Raw genomic sequence first — 16,196 nt, forward strand, 5'->3', positions numbered from 1 at the left:
CGTCTGGACTCGATCCGGTCACTACTCGGGTGACGCACGACAGCAGCGTGGGTTCTCGGTCCTGCGGTCGCTTTCCCGCGCGACGTACGTCAATCGGCGTGGGTTGTCGGCGCTGCGGCCACGTCCCGACGCCGCGAACGCCGGCGCGCGCGGGTCGTCGGCCGTGCGGTCACTTTCCGACCCGGCGCACGCAGGTGACGGGATAATCCAGGTGCGGTGGGCCACAGATTTGCTGCAGGGTCGGTGCCCATGTACGCGTTCGAGGGGATGACTGCCGCCCGCGACGTCGCCGATGCCGACGCCGACTGGGCGCTCTCTCGGATGCGCGGACGCCACGGCGACGTCTCGTTAATGGTGCCGGACTGCTTTCCAGCCGTGGTGCGGGTGATGCACGAGTTGCGCACGAACGACGACCGTGACTCGCCCCGCTGGGCGGACGCCCTCCCGGAGTTTCTCGAGACCGGACCGAGCGCGTTCCTGCATCGGGACGTCGAGCCGTACCACGTGACCGACGGCACGCTGACCCGCGAGTACCTGCCTTCGCTGCTCCCCCTGCTGACCGACGCGACGACCACACCGCAGCTGAGCTGGTACACGGTGTGGAAGGGCTACGGCGACTTCCACCGCTCCGGCAGTGTGCTCGTCCTGTTCTCATCCCCCGACGAGATGACCGAGGCTCAGATGGCGGTCGAGCGGAGCCGTATCCAGCGGTCCTACGCCGAGGCATCTCAGATCGGTGAGCGGTTCGTCGCGTCGTGCGCCGAGATTCCGTGGTGGGGCAGCCGCGAGATGGCGCTGATGAGCGGTCCGCTCTCCGCCGTCTACGCCCTCGGAGGATCGTTGCCGGGACCCGACGGGGTCTCAGATCTCGGTCCGCAGATGTGGTGGCCTGTCGACCGGGCCTGGTTCCTGGCGACAGACATCGACGACGCGTGGACTTACCTCGCCGGCGCGCGATCGCTGATCGACGCGGTCCTCGACCTGGACCGGCAACAGCTGCTCGAGGCGTACGAGGTCTCCTTCGACCAGCGCTGGTGACGCAGGCCCGCCCGAGTCAGGTCCAGTTGGGCGGGTCGGCGGGGTGGAGGGCCGGGTCGTCGGCGGCGAAGGTGCGGACGGGCCCCGGCGGCGTACCCGGACCCTCGAAGCGCACCGTGACCCGCCCCAGGCCGCGGCCCCACACCCAGCCCGCGCCGTGCTCGTCGTGCCGCACGTCCGCTCCGGGCGCCCATCCCTGGCTGGATCGCAGCAGTGGTGCGGGCATCGAGGGAGCGACCGCCGCTTCCGCTACGTGCTCGGGCTCGTCGTCGCCGAAGAGGAACTGCTCCTGCGCGTGGGTGGTGAACCCGGACACGCCGACCCCGAGCAGGCGCAGTCCGTCCGACACGTCGACCCCGTCGAGCAGCCGCTGCGCGGTGGCGCGGATGACCTCGGGCTCGCCCGTGGGGTGCGGCAGGGTCGCCGAGCGGGTCGAGGTGGTGAAGTCGTGCTGGCGCACCTTGATGGTCACGGTCCGGGCGAACGCCGACCCCTCGGCCAACCGACCCGTCACCCGGGTGCTCATCGTGGCGAGTTCGGCGGCCAGCACCCGCGGATCGGTCACATCCACCTCGAACGTCTCCTCCGCCGACACGCTCTTGGCCTCCCGCTCCGTCTCCACCGCGCGGTCGTCCTGGGCCCGCGCGAGCCGGTAGATACCGCGGCCGTGCGAATCGCCGAAGATGCTGACCAGATCCGGCTCACCCATGCGCTGCAGGTCCGCGACGCTCTCGACCCCGAACGTGCGCAGCCGGGTCGCCGTGGCCGGCCCGATCCCGCCGATGGCGCGCACCGGCAACGGGCCGAGCACATCGAGTTCCTGGCCAGGGGGGACGACGACCAACCCCGCCGGCTTGTCCAGGTCGGAGGCGATCTTGGCCAGCATCTTCGACGACGCGACCCCCGCCGAAGCCGTCAGCCCGCCGGTCGCGCCGGGGATGTCGTCGAGCAAGCGACGCACCCTCGCCGTGACGGCGTCGAGCGTGAGGTCGATTCCCGCAGCCGCGAGATCGACGTACGCCTCGTCGACCGACACCTGCTGTACGACCGGCGACAGCTCGTGCAGCAGCCCCATCACCGCTTCACTGGAGCGGCTGTACGCGCCGAAGCGAGGTGACAGGAACGCCGTGCCGGCCGGGCACAACCGGCGCGCCTGGGCCGTGGGCATCGCCGACCGTGCGCCGTAGACCCGCGCCTCGTACGACGCCGTCGACACGACGCCGCGGTGCCCCGTGCCCCCGACACAGACCGGCTTGCCCTTCAGCGAGGGCTTGTCGCGCTGCTCGACCGCGGCGAAGAACGCGTCCAGATCCAGGTGCAGGATGCTGGCCGTCGTACGCATGCGGTCATTCTCGCCCGACCTGCCGACCGGTCGGTCGACGCCACCCGCGCCGGGCTCAGTGGGTCAACGCCAGCTTGATCGCGACGACCACCGCGGCCACGAGGGCGACGGCGATCCCGAACCGCACGCCGCGATGCACGCTCATGCCGCTGTGCAACCGGCGGTAGACCAACCCGGTCAGCCCCAGCCGCGCGATCAGGACCGCACAGGCCAGCGACTGGGCCCACAGCGTCGCCGGCCATCCGAGCGCTGCTGCACCCAACAGGGCCAGCGACGGCATGCCCGCGCTCGCGACCGGGATCGAGTCGCGCAGCTCATCGCCCACGATCCCCGACAGCGAGTGCCCTGTCAGCGCCGCACCCACGATGTCGGCGAGCGCGTGGGCGATGTACGTCGACAGGACGGTGCCGAGCACGACGAGGAGCGCCCTGCCGGAGTGGATGTCGCCGCGGGAGACACCGGCGGTGGCCGCCAGGACCAGGATGTCGCCGTAGATGTACGCCGACATCCTGCTCTCAGCGCGGGCGGGCTCGATCTCACCCGCTGCCTGCACGTAGGTGTGCACCGGGTGCTGGAGTACGTCGCTGATCGGCACAGTCGGATTCTGCCCGGCCTGCGATCTTCAGGACCTGCTCAGACGGTGCGGTGGATGAGCAGCGGCAGGACCGCGCTCGCCCCCGCCTCGCGCAGCGTGGCCGCAGCGACCGTGACCGACCATCCCGACCGTGAGGCGTCGAGCACCAGCAGGACGTTCTGTCCGTCGACCGACGGCAGGTCGCTGCCTGCGAATGCGGTCCGCCATGCGGCGGCCTCGTCCGCGGACGCCAGATCGACCACGTCGGGAGTGCCCACCGACCACGCGGTGTACCTCATCCGGCCGACGGTGGCCAGCTGCTCGGCCAGGGACGAGGTGAGCTCGGGATGCCCCTCCACCGCGCAGGAGACGACCAGATCCGGGCGGGCGGGCCAGTCGTCCTTCCAGCCCGCGAGCACGCGTACGGCGGCCTCCTGAAGCTCCGGTGGTGCGGCCGCGTCGTGGCGCAAGGGACCGGCCCGCAGCTCACTCCACTCGGCGGCGTCGGCGTGCACGAGCACGCGACCGGGCGCGGCCGCCAGCTGCGGCGGGATGCGGCCCTTGGCGCCGAACGCACCGCCCGGCCACATCTTGCGCGGCTCCAGCACCTGCTGGTCTGCGCGCAGCACGGCCGCGAGGTCGCGCACGGTCTGGGGATCGGCGTGGTCGGACCAGCCGTCCGGGAGGTGGCCGGTGCACACCGAGCAGCGTCCGCACGGCTGCGCGGCCGGGTCGTCGAGCGACTCCTGCAGCAGCGCCATCAGGCAGCGTTCGCCCGCGATGTAGGCGCGCATGATGTCGGCCTCGCGGCGGCGGCCGGCGAGGACGCCCTCGTAGTGGGCGGCGTCGTAGGTCCACGGTGTGCCGGTGACGCTCCAACCGTCCGTCGCGCGGGTGACGACCTCGTCGACGGCGAGCTGCTTGAGCAACAGCTCGATCTTGCCGCGTCGCAGCCCGGTCTCGGCCTCCAGCGCGGGCACCGACTGCGGTGCGTTCGCATCGCCCAGCGAGGCGAGCAGCCGGCGTACGTCGTCCTCGCGCGGGATCGTCGCCGTCGCGAAGTAGTCCCACACGCCCTCGTCGCCGGCGGACGGCAGCAGCGCGACCGGCGCGTGGTCGATCGCGCGGCCGGCACGGCCGACCTGTTGGTAGTAGGACACCGGCGACGGCGGCGCACCCACGTGCACCACGAACCCCAGGTCGGGCTTGTCGTACCCCATCCCCAGCGCCGAGGTGGCGACCAGCGCCTTGACCTCGCCCGCGCGCAGCGCGTCCTCCAGCCGCTCGCGCTCCCCCGCCTCCAGACCACCGGTGTACGCGGCGACGCGCAGCGCGGGGTCGTGGGCGTACCGGGTGCGCAGGGCCTGGGTGAGCCGCTCTGCGTCGGCGACGGTCAGGGCGTAGATGATGCCCGAGCCGGGCAGGGTCGGCAGGTGGTCGACGACCCAGGCGTAACGCTCCAGCGGACCCATCGTCGGCAGCACCGCCAGCTCGAGGCTGGAACGCGCCAGGGGCCCGCGCAGCACGGTGGTGTCGGTGCCGAACTGACGGGCAAGATCCTCGACGACCCGGGAGTTCGCGGTGGCGGTGGTCGCGAGGACCGGCAGATCGGGGTGGACCTTCTGCAGCACGTCCGACACCCGTCGGTAGTCCGGGCGGAAGTCGTGGCCCCAGTCCGAGACCGAGTGCGCCTCGTCGATGACGACCAGGCCGAGCCGCCCGGCGAGGGTCTGCATGACGCGGGCGCCGAATCCGGGGTTGGCCAACCGCTCGGGCGACACCAGGATCACGTCGAGGTCGCCGGAGGCCAGATCGGCCTCGATCGCGCTCCAGCTGTCGATGTTGGAGCTGTTGATGGTCGCGGCGCGCAGCCCGGCTCTCCCGGCAGCGGCCACCTGGTCGCGCATCAGCGACAACAGCGGCGAGACGACCAGCGTCGGACCCCGACCCGCCTGCCGGCTCCACGCGGTGGCGATCCAGTAGACCGCCGACTTGCCCCACCCGGTCGCCTGCACGACCAGCACCCGGGCGCCGGGTCGGGTCAGCGCGTGCAGGGCCTCGCCCTGGCCGTCGCGCAGCTGCGCGCCCGGTCCCGCCAGGTCGGCGAGCACCCGCGCGGCGACCTGGTCGATGTCGGAGGTTTCGGCAGGTGTGGCGGTCGTGGCGGCGGGTGTCTGGGTCACCCGGTGCATTGTGCCCGGGTCGACCGACAGAGTCGGCGGCCCGTCCACAGGGGCACAGATAAGCTGCGCCAGGGTGGGCGCGCGGTCAGGACTTGGACTTGGCGGCCTTCGCCGCCGCCTTGGCGCGCCGCTTGGCGATCTTGTCGGCGGCCTCCTGCGAGTCCAGTTCGCGGGCGCGCTCAGGAGTTGGCGCGGTGCCGCCGAGCCGGGCCGGCAGGTAGACCAGGTCGTCGCCGGTGAGTCTGGGGTAGGAGTCCTGCACCTCGTGCAGCATCTCGCCCATCGCGGCCTTGACCTGCGCGGTCACGGACGCGGTGTCGGCGTCGGAGGGCACGGGGATCGCGGGGCCCACCCGGACCGTGATCGGCACGTGACGGCGCTTGCCCACCGACTTCGGGTGGTCCTTGGTCCAGACGCGCTGACTGCCCCACACGACCATCGGCAGGATCGGCACACCCGCCTCCTGCGCCATCCGGACCGCGCCGAGCTTGAAGTCCTTCAACTCGAACGACCGCGAGATGGTCGCCTCGGGGAACACCCCGATCAGCTCGCCGCCACGCAACGCCCGGACCGCCTCGCGGTACGCCGACGCGCCCGCCGCGCGGTCGACCGGGATGTGCTTCATGCCGCGCATCAGCGGTCCGGTGATCTTGTGGTCGAAGACCTCCTTCTTCGCCATGAAGCGCACGAGGCGGCCCACGTCGACGGCGGGGAAGCCGCCGTACGCGAAGTCGAGGTAGCCGATGTGGTTGAGCGCGATGACCGCCCCGCCGGTGGCCGGGATGTTGTCCGCGCCGATCCGGGTGATGTCGTTGCCCTGCAGTGCGAACAGGCCACGGGCAGCGGCGATGACGGGACGGTAGACGGGTTCCATCCGGTCAGACTATCGGCGGTCGCAGGCCGCCCAGGCAGCTCCCGCACTGACCGCGGCGACGGTCATCACGGACGGCCAGGCGCCGATCTTCTTCGCCAGCGGGTGGGACAGTCCGAACGACAGCAGGTACGTCGCGCTCAGCGCCGCCGCGCCCGCCGGACCGGCCTTCGCCACCCAGGTCCGGGCGGCGTACCCGCCCGCGGCGGCGAGCACGACACCTCCGATCGGGCGTACGCCGGTCTCCCGGGCGGACAGGTAACCGCCCACCAGTCCGACGGCGACGATGGGCGCAGTGGTCACGGATTGGGCGGGTCGCAGCTGCATCTGCGCAGGGTATCGAGCGGTCCTGACGCGGAATGCGGGCCGGCGGCCCGGCGTTGTCGCCCTCGTGAGCCACGCGATCCCCCTGTCAGTGCTCGACCTCTCCCCCGTCAGTTCCGGTCGCACCGGATCCGACGCGCTGCGCGAGACCGTGCAGCTCGCCCAGACGGCGGAAACCCTGGGCTACGAACGGTTCTGGGTCGCCGAACACCACAACCTGCCGAGCGTCACCAGCAGCGCCCCGGTCGTGATGATGGCCACCGTCGCGGCGTCGACCAGCCGCATCCGGGTGGGTGCGGGCGGCATCATGCTGCCCAACCACTCGCCGTTGCAGGTCGCCGAGCAGTTCCGAGCCCTGGAGGCCCTGCACCCCGGGCGCATCGACCTCGGACTCGGACGCGCGCCGGGCACCGACCAGCTCACCGCGTTCGCGCTGCGCCGCAGCCGCGAGGCGCTCACCGCCGACGACTTCCCGCAGCAGTACGCCGAGCTGCTGGCCTACGTCGACGGTTTCCCCGAAGACCACCCGTTCGCACCCATTTCGGCCCAGCCGTCCGACGTACCGCTGCCCCCGATCTGGATCCTCGGGTCGAGCCTGTACGGCGCGCAGGCGGCGGCCGCGTTCGGCACGGCGTTCGCCTACGCCGGGCACTTCGGCGAGGCCGACCCCACCGAAGCGATGGACATCTACCGCAAGGGTTTCCGGCCCAGCGGTCGTCCCGGTGCCCTGGAGGCCCCGCGATCGATGCTCGCGGTCAGCGCCATCGCGGCGGACGACGAGCAGACCGCGGCCGAGCACGCCCGGGCCGCGGCACTGGCGATGGTGCGGCTGCGCCAGAACCGCCCCGGTCCCTTCCCCTCGCCCCAGGAGGCGGCCGAGCACGAATGGAGCGAGCTGGACGAGTCGATGGCGCAGCGGATGTCGCGCTTCACCACCATCGGCACCGGAGACCAGGTGGCGAAGGGCGTACGTGCCCGGGCGGAGGCGTGCGGCGCCGACGAGCTCATGGTGACCACGAATGTGCACGACCCTGCGCAGCGTCGACGCTCTTACGAGCTGCTGATGAAGGCCTGGGCCTGACCCTCACCGTTTTGGACATGCACGGCGGGGCACAGGTGCCCCGCGGTGCATGTCCGAAAGCGGGGATCAGCGGGCGCGGGTCGCCCACATAGCGACCGCCGACGCCGCGGCGACGTTGAGCGAGTCCACTCCCCCGGCCATCGGGATGCTCACCACGGCATCGCTGTGCGCGAGCGTGCGCGGCGACAGTCCGTCACCCTCGGTGCCGAGCACGAGCACCAGCTTCTCCGGGAGGTCGGCGGCCAGCTCGTCGAGTTTGATCGACCCCTCGCCAAGCGCCAACGACGCGACGTACCAACCGTCTTCGCGCAACGTGTCCAGCGCTGACGGCCACGGCTCGATGCGCGTCCACGGCACCTGGAAGACGGTGCCCATCGACACCCGCACGCTGCGCCGATAGAGCGGGTCCGCGCACCGCGGCGTGACCAGCACGGCCTCCACCCCGAGCCCGGCGGCCGAGCGGAAGATCGCCCCGACGTTCGTGTGGTCAACGACGTCCTCGATCACCAGAGCACGGCGGGCTCCCGCGAGCACCTCGGCGTACGGCGCGGGCTCCGGCCGGTGCATCGCGGCCAGCGCGCCCCGGTGCAGGTGGAAACCGGTCATGGCCTCGATCACCCCCGCGTCGGCGGTGTAGACGGGCACGCTGTCGCGCTCGGCCTGCTCGACCAGGTCGGCGAGATCGGTCAGCCACCGCTCGCCCATCAGGAACGACCTCGGCCGGTGCCCGGCGGCCAGTGCCCGACGGATGACCTTCTCGCTCTCGGCGAGGTAGAGACCCTGCTCGGTCTCCAGCAGCCGGCGCAGCGCCACATCGGTCAGCGAGAAGTAGTCGCGGACGCGCTCGTCCGCGGGGTCCTCGATGCGTACGACGCTCACGCCAGCGCCGCCCGGGCCAGCACCAGCACACCCGCCAGCGCTGCGACGACCAGCACCGCGCGACGCATCCGCTCACGGTCGACCGTGGCGCGCACCGGCCGGGCCAGGACGGCGCCGACGGCGACGAACGGGATCCAGCCGAGTCCTGCGAGCATCTCCCCACCGTGCACCTGACCGGCGACCGCCAGGCCGAGCAGTGACGTCGTGGCCCCTGCGACGAAGAACACCGCGAGCGTCGAGCGCACCCGCGCGGGACGCTCGTGCTGCAGCACGAGCCCCAGGAACGGACCGCCGATCGAGGCCGCCGTACCGGAGATGCCGGTGAGGATGCCCGCACCCAGGGCGGGCATCGGACGGGCCTGAACGGTCAGCCGTGAGACCGACGCGGCCACCGCCACCAGCACCATGACCCCGACGACCACGGCGATCGCGTCGCCGGACGCCTCCGCGACCAGCCACACGCCGACCGGCATCAGTGCGACCCGTCCGGCGATCGCGTATCCGAAGAGCCGCCAGTCGATGTCGCGCTCGCCGAAGGCCAGCTCCCACAGCGGGAGGACCAGCGAGGTGAGCAGCAGCGCGGCGGGCATGAGATCCGGACGCAGGATGATGATGAACGGCGCGGCCACGACCGCCAGTCCGAACCCGACGACGGACTGCACGAGCGCACCCACGGCGATCACGCCACCCAGCAGCAGGTAGACGACGAGATCGCTCACCGCAGCACGAGGTTGCCGATGGCGGCCAGACCGATCACCACGATGAACGCGCGCAGCAGCCACGGCGGCAGCGCACGGCCCACCCGTGCACCGATGACGCCGCCGATGAGAGACCCCACGGCGATGAGTCCCGCTGCGGCCCAGTTCATCCGGTCCCACGCGATGATCAGGAAGGTGATGGCGGCGACGGCGTTGACGATGGTGCCCAGGACGTTCTTGACGCCGTTGATCTGCTGCAGCGAGTCGGTCATCAGCACGCTCATCAGCCCGAGGAGCAGCACCCCCTGGGCGGCGCCGAAGTAGCCGCCGTACACCCCCGCGCCGTAGATGCCGACCAGCAGCGCGATGCGCCGCGCCCGGGTGTCGGAGTCGGAGTGCGCGGCCTGCGCCCGCTTGCTCAGCCACGGCCCGAAGACGACGAGCAGGATGCCGATCAGGATCAGCACCGGCACGACGGTCTTGAAGACACCCGGTGGCAGCACGATCAGCAGCACCGCCCCGGTGACTCCGCCGAGGAACGACATCGGCGCGAGACGCTTCAGCACCGCCGTCATCCCGCGCAGTTCCTTGCGGTAGCCGAACGTGCCGGACAGCCCGCCCGCGACCAGACCCAGCGTGTTGGAGACGTTCGCCGTCACCGACGGATAGCCGAAGGCCAGCAGCGTCGGGAAGGTCACGAGGGTGCCCGAACCGACCACCGTGTTGATGATCCCGGCGACCATTCCGGCGAGCAGGATCAGGACTGCATGGCTGAGCGGCACCGAATCAACCTAACGAGAACGTCGTACGCGCCCGCGCGCGTCTCAACTGTCGGCGCGCGCGGACCAGCGGTCCCCGTGCCGGTCCAGGACCAGGGGCATCCCGAAGGTGGCGGACAGGTTCTCCGCCGTCAGGGTGAGCTCAATCGGACCTGCCGCGACGACCGCACCGTCGCGCAGCATCAGCACGTCGGTGAAGCCCGGCGGGATCTCCTCGACGTGGTGGGTGACCAGCACCAGGGCCGGGGCGTCGGTGTCCTGCGCCAGCGCCGACAGCCGGCCGAGCAGGTCCTCCCGGCCGCCGAGGTCGAGTCCGGCGGCGGGTTCGTCCAGCAGCAGCAGCTCCGGATCGGTCATCAGGGCGCGGGCGATCTGCACCCGCTTGCGCTCGCCCTCCGACAGCGTCCCGTAGCGGCGGTCGACCAGGTGGGCCACGCCCAGCGCGCCGAGCAGTTCGGTGGCGCGCGCGTGGTCCAGCTCGTCGTACGCCTCACGCCAGCGCCCGACGATGCCGTACGACGCGGTGACCACCACGTCGCGGACCACCTCGCCGCCGGGGATCCGCTCGGCGATCGACGCGGACGCCAGCCCGATCCGGGGACGCAGCTCGAAGACGTCGACCGCGCCGAGCACCTCCGACAGCACGCCGGCCACGCCCGTCGTGGGATGCATCCTGCCGGCAGCGATCTGCAGCAACGTGGTCTTGCCTGCTCCATTGGGTCCGAGGACGACCCAGCGCTCGCCCTCCTCGATCTCCCAGCTGACCCGGTCGAGCAACGACTTGCCCGAGCGGACCACGCTCACCTCGGCCAGCGCCAGCACATCGCTCATGGAGCCCGACCCTAGGCGACCTACGATGTTCGCCGTGTCGACCCTCCCGGCGTGTGCGCGCCTCAGCCTCTGGGTGACCGCCGCCTGGGCCGGTCACCTCGACCTCGACGACGCCGTACGCCGGGCCATGCCCGACGTCGACGAGGTGCACGGAGCACTCGACCGGCTCGCCCTGTGGCAGGACTTCGGCGAGCGCGTGCTCGGGTGCGCGCTGCCGCGGCCGGGCGATCTGACGGGTATGCCGCGCGGCAGCCTCGACTTCACGGGCGCGGCCGCCGACTCCGGCGAGTGCGTCTACGTGCCGGCGCTCGGCGGTGCGCTGGTGCCCACCATCGAGACCTACGGGCCCGAGGGCGACACGGGCACCCAGATCACCTGGACGGCGTACGACTGCGAACCGACGCCGGTCCACCAGCTGGAGAGCCTGCAGGAGAGCCAGATCGAGCGCGACCTGGCCGAGCTGGTGCGGGAGGCGACGGCCGCGTTCGAGACCCTCGACGTGCAGCCGTGGGCCGGCTCGACCGCGCGCGCCGAGGTCGACTCCCGGGTGCGCGACCACGACTGGGGTCTGCCGCCCGGACTGCCGGGGCGTGCGCACCGCATCCTGGTGCTCGCCGGGTCGATCGCCTCGGCTGTCGACGTCGCCCTGGCCGAGTCACCTGCCGTTCACGGACATGACGACGGCGCGCGGCATGCGCTGCTGCTGCGCCTTCAAGCGGGCGCGGACCGGGCGCTCGCCCAGGCGACGACGTCCTGCGCTCTGTCGCTCGGCGGGTTGCGCCCCGCCCGCTGACGCGCCCTCGTCGTGGTGGGTTTGCGTCCGTGCGTGCGGTTTACGTCTGCGGCCCGGGCTGCAGTCCTGGCCGCAGACGCAAAACGCGCACGCCGTGCTGTTCGCGGGGTCGTCATGCCTCCTGCGCTCAGCGGGCGGCCCACTCCCGGGCGACCTGGTCGTAGACCTCCTGCGTACGCGTAGCGATCGCCTCCCAGCCGAACTCGCGCACCGCGCGCTCGCGACCGGCCCGACCGCGCTCCCGCGCCCGCGCCGGGTCCGACACCGCGTCGGTCAGCACCCGCGCCAGGTCCGCGACGAACGCGTCCGGGTCCTTCGGCGTGCCGGTGCCGTCGGCGACCTGGTCGATCGGCACCAGCCACCCGGTCTCGCCGTCCGCGACCACCTCGGGGATGCCACCGGTCGCCGTGCCGACCACCGCCACCTCGCACGCCATCGCCTCGAGGTTGACGATGCCCAGCGGCTCATAGACCGAGGGGCAGATGAAGACCGTTGCAGCAGAGAGGAGTGCGACCACTTCCTGCCGCGGGAGCATCTCGTCGATCCAGACCACACCCCCGCGCGACTCACGCAGCCCGGCGACCAGGCCCTGCACCTCGGCGAGGATCTCGGGGGTGTCCGGTGCGCCCGCGCACAGCACGAGCTGCACCTCGGGCGGCAGCTGCGCGGCGGCCCGCAGCAGGTAGGGCAACCCTTTCTGCCGGGTGATCCGACCGACGAAGACGACGGACGGCCGGTCCGGGTCCATGCCGTGCCGACGGACGATCTCCAACGCCTCGGGCGACTCGTCCCGTGCCCAGAGGGCGGCGTCGATCCCGTTGTGCACCACGTGCACTCGCGCCGGGTCGAGCGCGGGATAGCTGCGCAGCACGTCCTGTCGCATCCCGTCCGACACCGCGATGACGGCGGCAGCGTGCTCGTACCCCGTGCGCTCGACATACGACGACACGCGGTAACCGCCGCCGAGCTGCTCGGCCTTCCACGGCCGCATCGGCTCCAAGGAGTGCGCGGTGATGACGTGCGGCACGCCGTGCAGCAGCGACGCGAGGTGGCCGGCCATGTTGGCGTACCAGGTGTGCGAGTGCACCACGTCGGCGCCGGCGCAGTCCGCGGCCATCGTCAGGTCGACGCCGAGGGTCTGCAGGGTGGCGTTCGCGTCCTGCAGCTGGGGAAGGTCGGGGTACCCGGTGGTGTCCGGCTCCTGGACGGGCACGCCGAACGCGCGCACCCGCGTCTCGACACCGGCGGCACGCAGGGCCTTCACGAGCTCTGCGACATGCACCCCCGCGCCGCCGTAGATGTTCGGCGGATATTCCTTGGTCAGCAGATCGACGCGCACCTGCGCGACGCTAGTCCTACGGGACGAGCGGCACCACCGCGTCGTGGAACGGCCCGCACAGCACCCGGGGGTGGGCCTAGGTTGGGTGGATGGTTGCCAAAGGTGGTCCCAGCGTCCTCGCCATCGTGCTCGCCGGTGGAGAGGGAAAACGGTTGATGCCGTTGACGGCCGACCGTGCCAAACCCGCCGTGCCGTTCGGCGGGATCTACCGCTTGATCGACTTCGCGCTGTCCAACCTGGCCAACAGCGGCTATCTGAAGATGGTCGTGCTGACCCAGTACAAGTCGCACAGCCTGGACCGGCACATCACCAAGGCATGGCGGATGTCGACGCTGCTCGGCAACTACGTGGCGCCCGTCCCGGCCCAACAGCGCCTGGGCAAGCAGTGGTTCGCGGGATCGGCCGACGCGATCTACCAGAGCCTGAACCTGATCCATGACGAGAAGCCGGACATCGTGGTCGTGGTCGGAGCCGACCACGTCTACCGGATGGACTTCTCCCAGATGGTCTCCCAGCACATCCAATCCGGCGCCGCCTGCTCGGTGGCCGCGATCCGCCAGCCGATCGCGTCTTCGGACCAGTTCGGTGTCATCGAGCTGGAGAAGGGCTCGCAGCGCATCTCCGCCTTCCGGGAGAAGCCCACCGATCCCCAGCCCCTGGAGGACAGCCCTGGGGAGATCCTCGCCTCGATGGGCAACTACGTCTTCACGGCGGATGCCCTCGTCGACGCCGTACGCCGCGACGCGCAGCGCGACGACAGCAAGAACGACATGGGCGGCGACATCGTGCCGGACTTCGTCAGCCGGGGTGAGGCGTACGCGTACGACTTCGGCGACAACGAGATCCCCGGCGCGACCGAGCGCGACCGCGGCTACTGGCGTGACGTGGGCACGATGGATTCGTACTTCGACGCGCACATGGATCTGGTCTCCATCCTGCCGATCTTCAATGTCTACAACTACGACTGGCCGATCCTCACCAACGCGGGCTCGTTCCCGCCCGCGAAGTTCGTGCACGGTTCGGCGAAGCGGCGTGGCGTCGCGATCGACTCGATGATCTCCGCGGGGACGATCGTGAGTGGATCCGTGGTGCAGCGGTCGGTGCTGTCCCCCAACGTGCACGTGCACAGCTTCGGGCGCATCGAGGACTCGGTGCTGCTCGACAACGTCGACATCGGGCGCTCGTGCACGATCCGGCGCGCCATCCTCGACAAGGACGTCGTCGTCCCCGAGGGCGTCAGCATCGGCGTCGACCACGACGTCGACCGCAAGCGCGGCCTGACCGTCACCGACAGCGGCATCGTGGTCGTCGGCAAGGGCACCGTCCTGCAACCGTGACCGAGCCGGGAGACTGTGCGCATGTCGTCCGGCACCGCCCTGCTCACCCTCACCGGTGACGACTCCCCCGGAGCCGTCACCGACCTCCTCGCGGCCGTCGCGGCGTTCGACGAGGACGTGCTCGACCTGGGTCAGGTGGTGGTCCGCGGGCGCCTCACCGTCTCCCTGCTGCTCACCTGCCGCTCGGGATCCGACGCCCTGCACGACGCGGCCGCCGGGGTCGCACGCGCCCACGGGCTGCACCTCGCGCTGACCACCGACGTCGACGACGTGCCGACGCCGCAGAGCGGGCGAGCCTCCGTCGTGGTCATCGGGGCACCGCTGGGTACGGCGGCACTGGCCGCCATCACCTCCGCGATCGATGCGCAGGGGGCGCGCGTGGAGCGGGTGCGCCGGCTGGTGCGCACTCCCCTGACCGGCCTCGAGCTCCAGGTGTCCGGCGCCGAGGTGACGAGCCTGCGGCGCGCACTCGCGCTCCAAGCCTCCGATCATGCCGTCGACGTCGCGGTCGCACCCGGCGGGTTGGACCGCCGCGGCCGGCGCCTGCTGGTCATGGACGTGGACTCCACGCTCATCCAGGACGAGGTGATCGAGCTGCTCGCGCGGCACGCCGGGGTCGAGGCGCAGGTCGCGGCCGTCACCGAGCGCGCGATGCGTGGCGAGCTGGACTTCGCCGAGAGCCTGCACGAGCGGGTCGCGACGCTGGCCGGGCTGCCCGAGTCGGTGCTCGCCGACGTACGCCGTGACGTTCGGCTCACCCCTGGAGCCGCCACCCTGGTGCGGACGGTCAAGCGCTTGGGGTTCACGGTCGCCGTGGTGTCCGGCGGGTTCATCGAGATCGTCGGGCCGCTGGCCGCCGAGCTCGGCATCGACCACGCGCACGCCAACACCCTGGAGATCCGCGACGGGCATCTCACGGGTCGGGTCACCGGGCAGGTCGTGGATCGGGCCGAGAAGGCGCGTGCGCTGCGGCGATTCGCGCACGCGGCGGGGCTGCCGCTCTCCCGGACGGTCGCCGTCGGGGACGGCGCCAACGACCTGGACATGCTGGCCATCGCCGGTCTCGGCATCGCCTTCAACGCCAAACCGGTCGTGCGGGCCGAGGCGCACGCGTCCGTGAGCGTGCCCTACCTCGACGCCGTGCTCTATCTGCTCGGCATCTCCCGTGACGAGATCGACGCGGCGGAGAAGACACCAGCCGACTCCCTAGACTCCCCTCATGCCTGACGCACCGAAACGTTCGCTGCTCATCATCGGAGGCGCGGAGGACAAGGTCGGCCGGGTCACCATCCTGCGGCGGTTCGTGCGGCTCGCCGGCGGCCGCAAGGCTCGCCTCGTCGTCATTCCCACGGCGTCCTCGGTCCCGGACGAGGTGGTCGAGGTCTACTCCACCGTCTTCGAGCGGCTGGGCTGCGCATCCGTCACCTCCGTCGATCCGGCGAACCGGCAGGCTGCCGGTGACAGCGAGCTCGTGGACCGCGTCGACGACGCCACCGGTGTCTTCCTCTCCGGCGGCAACCAGCTGAAACTGAGCCAGTTGATCGTCGGTACGCCGCTCGGCGCGGCCCTGCTGCGCGCCTACCAGCGCGGCGCCGTCGTGGCCGGCACCTCCGCGGGCGCATCGATCATGAGCCAGTTCATGATCTCGATGGGCGACGAGGGCGTGACACCGCGGCAACGCTCCAGTCAGCTGACCGCCGGACTCGGGCTGCTGCCCGGCGTCATCGTCGACCAGCACTTCGACCAGCGCGCCCGCTACGGCCGGCTGCTGTCGCTGGTCGCCGGTTCGCCCAGTCTGCTCGGGATGGGCATCGACGAGGACACCGCCGCGGAGATCACCGACGACTCGGAGCTGACCGTCGTCGGCTCGGGTGCGGTCTTCGTGGTCGACGCCCGCAACGCGGTCACCGACGCCCACGAGGCCCGCCGCGACGCTCCACTGCTCGTCACCGGCGCCGTCGTGCACACGCTGCCCTTCGGCTCCACCTTCGACCTGCAGACCGCCACCCTCACCGAATTCGTGGAGAAGCACACCGACCTGTCGGTCTCCTCCAGCCGCGACCGGCACGACACCGCAACGGCGGCCGCAGCGTTGCGTCACTGACCGACGCGCACCGTCATCCCCGA

Annotated in this window: 16 protein-coding genes; 6 read left to right on the top strand and 10 right to left on the bottom strand. The window is 71.5% G+C overall.

Features of this window, described 5'->3' with window-relative positions; all coding sequences use genetic code 11:
• The first annotated feature begins 249 nt into the window (after positions 1 to 249).
• On the top strand, positions 250 to 1,038 hold the full coding sequence (locus tag HNR15_RS08450) for a hypothetical protein (RefSeq protein WP_179480805.1): 789 nt from the start codon (positions 250 to 252) through the stop codon (positions 1,036 to 1,038).
• Positions 1,039 to 1,054: 16 nt separating this feature from the next.
• On the opposite strand, the gene HNR15_RS08455 is transcribed toward HNR15_RS08450, so the two are convergent.
• The 5 genes from HNR15_RS08455 to HNR15_RS08475 all read right to left on the bottom strand — a co-directional run bounded on the left by HNR15_RS08455 (position 1,055) and on the right by HNR15_RS08475 (position 6,335).
• Positions 1,055 to 2,380, bottom strand: coding sequence for a DNA polymerase IV (locus tag HNR15_RS08455; protein ID WP_179480807.1), 1,326 nt, complete (start codon positions 2,378 to 2,380; stop codon positions 1,055 to 1,057).
• A 55-nt stretch (positions 2,381 to 2,435) separates the two neighbouring features.
• Positions 2,436 to 2,975: a hypothetical protein gene (locus tag HNR15_RS08460; protein ID WP_179480809.1), complete on the bottom strand. Its 540-nt coding sequence runs from the start codon at positions 2,973 to 2,975 to the stop codon at positions 2,436 to 2,438.
• A 38-nt stretch (positions 2,976 to 3,013) separates the two neighbouring features.
• On the bottom strand, positions 3,014 to 5,146 hold the full coding sequence (locus HNR15_RS08465) for a RecQ family ATP-dependent DNA helicase (protein WP_179480811.1): 2,133 nt from the start codon (positions 5,144 to 5,146) through the stop codon (positions 3,014 to 3,016).
• Between the two features lie 76 nt (positions 5,147 to 5,222).
• Entirely contained in the window at positions 5,223 to 6,011 is a 789-nt protein-coding gene (locus HNR15_RS08470) for a lysophospholipid acyltransferase family protein (RefSeq protein WP_179480813.1), read from the bottom strand.
• Positions 6,012 to 6,020: 9 nt separating this feature from the next.
• Positions 6,021 to 6,335: a hypothetical protein gene (locus HNR15_RS08475; protein ID WP_179480815.1), complete on the bottom strand. Its 315-nt coding sequence runs from the start codon at positions 6,333 to 6,335 to the stop codon at positions 6,021 to 6,023.
• A gap of 64 nt (positions 6,336 to 6,399) precedes the next feature.
• Here HNR15_RS08475 and HNR15_RS08480 point away from each other — a divergent pair, with 64 nt between their 5' ends.
• Complete coding sequence (locus HNR15_RS08480; RefSeq protein ID WP_343048474.1) at positions 6,400 to 7,413, top strand: LLM class flavin-dependent oxidoreductase; 1,014 nt, start codon at positions 6,400 to 6,402, stop codon at positions 7,411 to 7,413.
• 66 nt (positions 7,414 to 7,479) lie between these two features.
• Here the strand turns inward: HNR15_RS08480 and HNR15_RS08485 are convergent, their stop codons facing one another.
• The 4 genes from HNR15_RS08485 to HNR15_RS08500 are packed head-to-tail and all read right to left on the bottom strand — an operon-like array spanning position 7,480 to position 10,600.
• Positions 7,480 to 8,292, bottom strand: a complete 813-nt coding sequence (locus tag HNR15_RS08485; protein WP_179480819.1) for a TrmH family RNA methyltransferase — start codon at positions 8,290 to 8,292, stop codon at positions 7,480 to 7,482.
• On the bottom strand, positions 8,289 to 9,011 hold the full coding sequence (locus HNR15_RS08490; RefSeq protein WP_179480821.1) for a TSUP family transporter: 723 nt from the start codon (positions 9,009 to 9,011) through the stop codon (positions 8,289 to 8,291). The genes HNR15_RS08485 and HNR15_RS08490 overlap by 4 nt, the downstream gene beginning before the upstream one ends.
• On the bottom strand, positions 9,008 to 9,772 hold the full coding sequence (locus HNR15_RS08495; RefSeq protein ID WP_179480822.1) for a TSUP family transporter: 765 nt from the start codon (positions 9,770 to 9,772) through the stop codon (positions 9,008 to 9,010). The genes HNR15_RS08490 and HNR15_RS08495 overlap by 4 nt, the downstream gene beginning before the upstream one ends.
• Positions 9,773 to 9,814: 42 nt before the next feature.
• On the bottom strand, positions 9,815 to 10,600 hold the full coding sequence (locus HNR15_RS08500) for an ABC transporter ATP-binding protein (protein ID WP_179480824.1): 786 nt from the start codon (positions 10,598 to 10,600) through the stop codon (positions 9,815 to 9,817).
• A 34-nt stretch (positions 10,601 to 10,634) separates the two neighbouring features.
• Here HNR15_RS08500 and HNR15_RS08505 point away from each other — a divergent pair, with 34 nt between their 5' ends.
• Positions 10,635 to 11,393, top strand: a complete 759-nt coding sequence (locus HNR15_RS08505) for a hypothetical protein (RefSeq protein ID WP_179480826.1) — start codon at positions 10,635 to 10,637, stop codon at positions 11,391 to 11,393.
• A 127-nt stretch (positions 11,394 to 11,520) separates the two neighbouring features.
• Here HNR15_RS08505 and glgA read toward each other — a convergent pair whose 3' ends face one another.
• A complete protein-coding gene (glgA, locus tag HNR15_RS08510) occupies positions 11,521 to 12,732 on the bottom strand; it encodes a glycogen synthase (RefSeq protein ID WP_179480828.1) in 1,212 nt (403 codons plus the stop codon).
• An 89-nt stretch (positions 12,733 to 12,821) separates the two neighbouring features.
• Here glgA and glgC point away from each other — a divergent pair, with 89 nt between their 5' ends.
• Genes glgC through HNR15_RS08525 form a run of 3 tightly spaced genes read left to right on the top strand, consistent with a single transcriptional unit; the run spans position 12,822 to position 16,173 of the window.
• A complete protein-coding gene (gene glgC, locus HNR15_RS08515; RefSeq protein ID WP_179480830.1) occupies positions 12,822 to 14,069 on the top strand; it encodes a glucose-1-phosphate adenylyltransferase in 1,248 nt (415 codons plus the stop codon).
• 21 nt (positions 14,070 to 14,090) lie between these two features.
• Positions 14,091 to 15,296: a phosphoserine phosphatase SerB gene (serB, locus tag HNR15_RS08520; RefSeq protein WP_179480832.1), complete on the top strand. Its 1,206-nt coding sequence runs from the start codon at positions 14,091 to 14,093 to the stop codon at positions 15,294 to 15,296.
• On the top strand, positions 15,289 to 16,173 hold the full coding sequence (locus HNR15_RS08525; protein ID WP_179480834.1) for a cyanophycinase: 885 nt from the start codon (positions 15,289 to 15,291) through the stop codon (positions 16,171 to 16,173). Before serB ends, HNR15_RS08525 begins: the two co-directional genes overlap by 8 nt.
• Positions 16,174 to 16,196 lie beyond the last annotated feature (23 nt).

It is taken from the genome of Allobranchiibius huperziae (genome assembly GCF_013410455.1).
Lineage (GTDB): Bacteria > Actinomycetota > Actinomycetes > Actinomycetales > Dermatophilaceae > Allobranchiibius > Allobranchiibius huperziae.

Excerpts from the sequence above, each read along its gene's own strand:
- glgC (WP_179480830.1), top strand. The coding sequence starts at position 12,822 with ATGGTTGCCAAAGGTGGTCCCAGCGTCCTCGCCATCGTGCTCGCCGGT.
- HNR15_RS08450 (WP_179480805.1), top strand. The coding sequence starts at position 250 with ATGTACGCGTTCGAGGGGATGACTGCCGCCCGCGACGTCGCCGATGCC.
- HNR15_RS08525 (WP_179480834.1), top strand. The coding sequence starts at position 15,289 with ATGCCTGACGCACCGAAACGTTCGCTGCTCATCATCGGAGGCGCGGAG.
- serB (WP_179480832.1), top strand. The coding sequence starts at position 14,091 with ATGTCGTCCGGCACCGCCCTGCTCACCCTCACCGGTGACGACTCCCCC.
- HNR15_RS08455 (WP_179480807.1), bottom strand. The coding sequence starts at position 2,380 with ATGCGTACGACGGCCAGCATCCTGCACCTGGATCTGGACGCGTTCTTC.
- HNR15_RS08470 (WP_179480813.1), bottom strand. The coding sequence starts at position 6,011 with ATGGAACCCGTCTACCGTCCCGTCATCGCCGCTGCCCGTGGCCTGTTC.
- HNR15_RS08465 (WP_179480811.1), bottom strand. The coding sequence starts at position 5,146 with ATGCACCGGGTGACCCAGACACCCGCCGCCACGACCGCCACACCTGCC.
- HNR15_RS08475 (WP_179480815.1), bottom strand. The coding sequence starts at position 6,335 with ATGCAGCTGCGACCCGCCCAATCCGTGACCACTGCGCCCATCGTCGCC.
- HNR15_RS08500 (WP_179480824.1), bottom strand. The coding sequence starts at position 10,600 with ATGAGCGATGTGCTGGCGCTGGCCGAGGTGAGCGTGGTCCGCTCGGGC.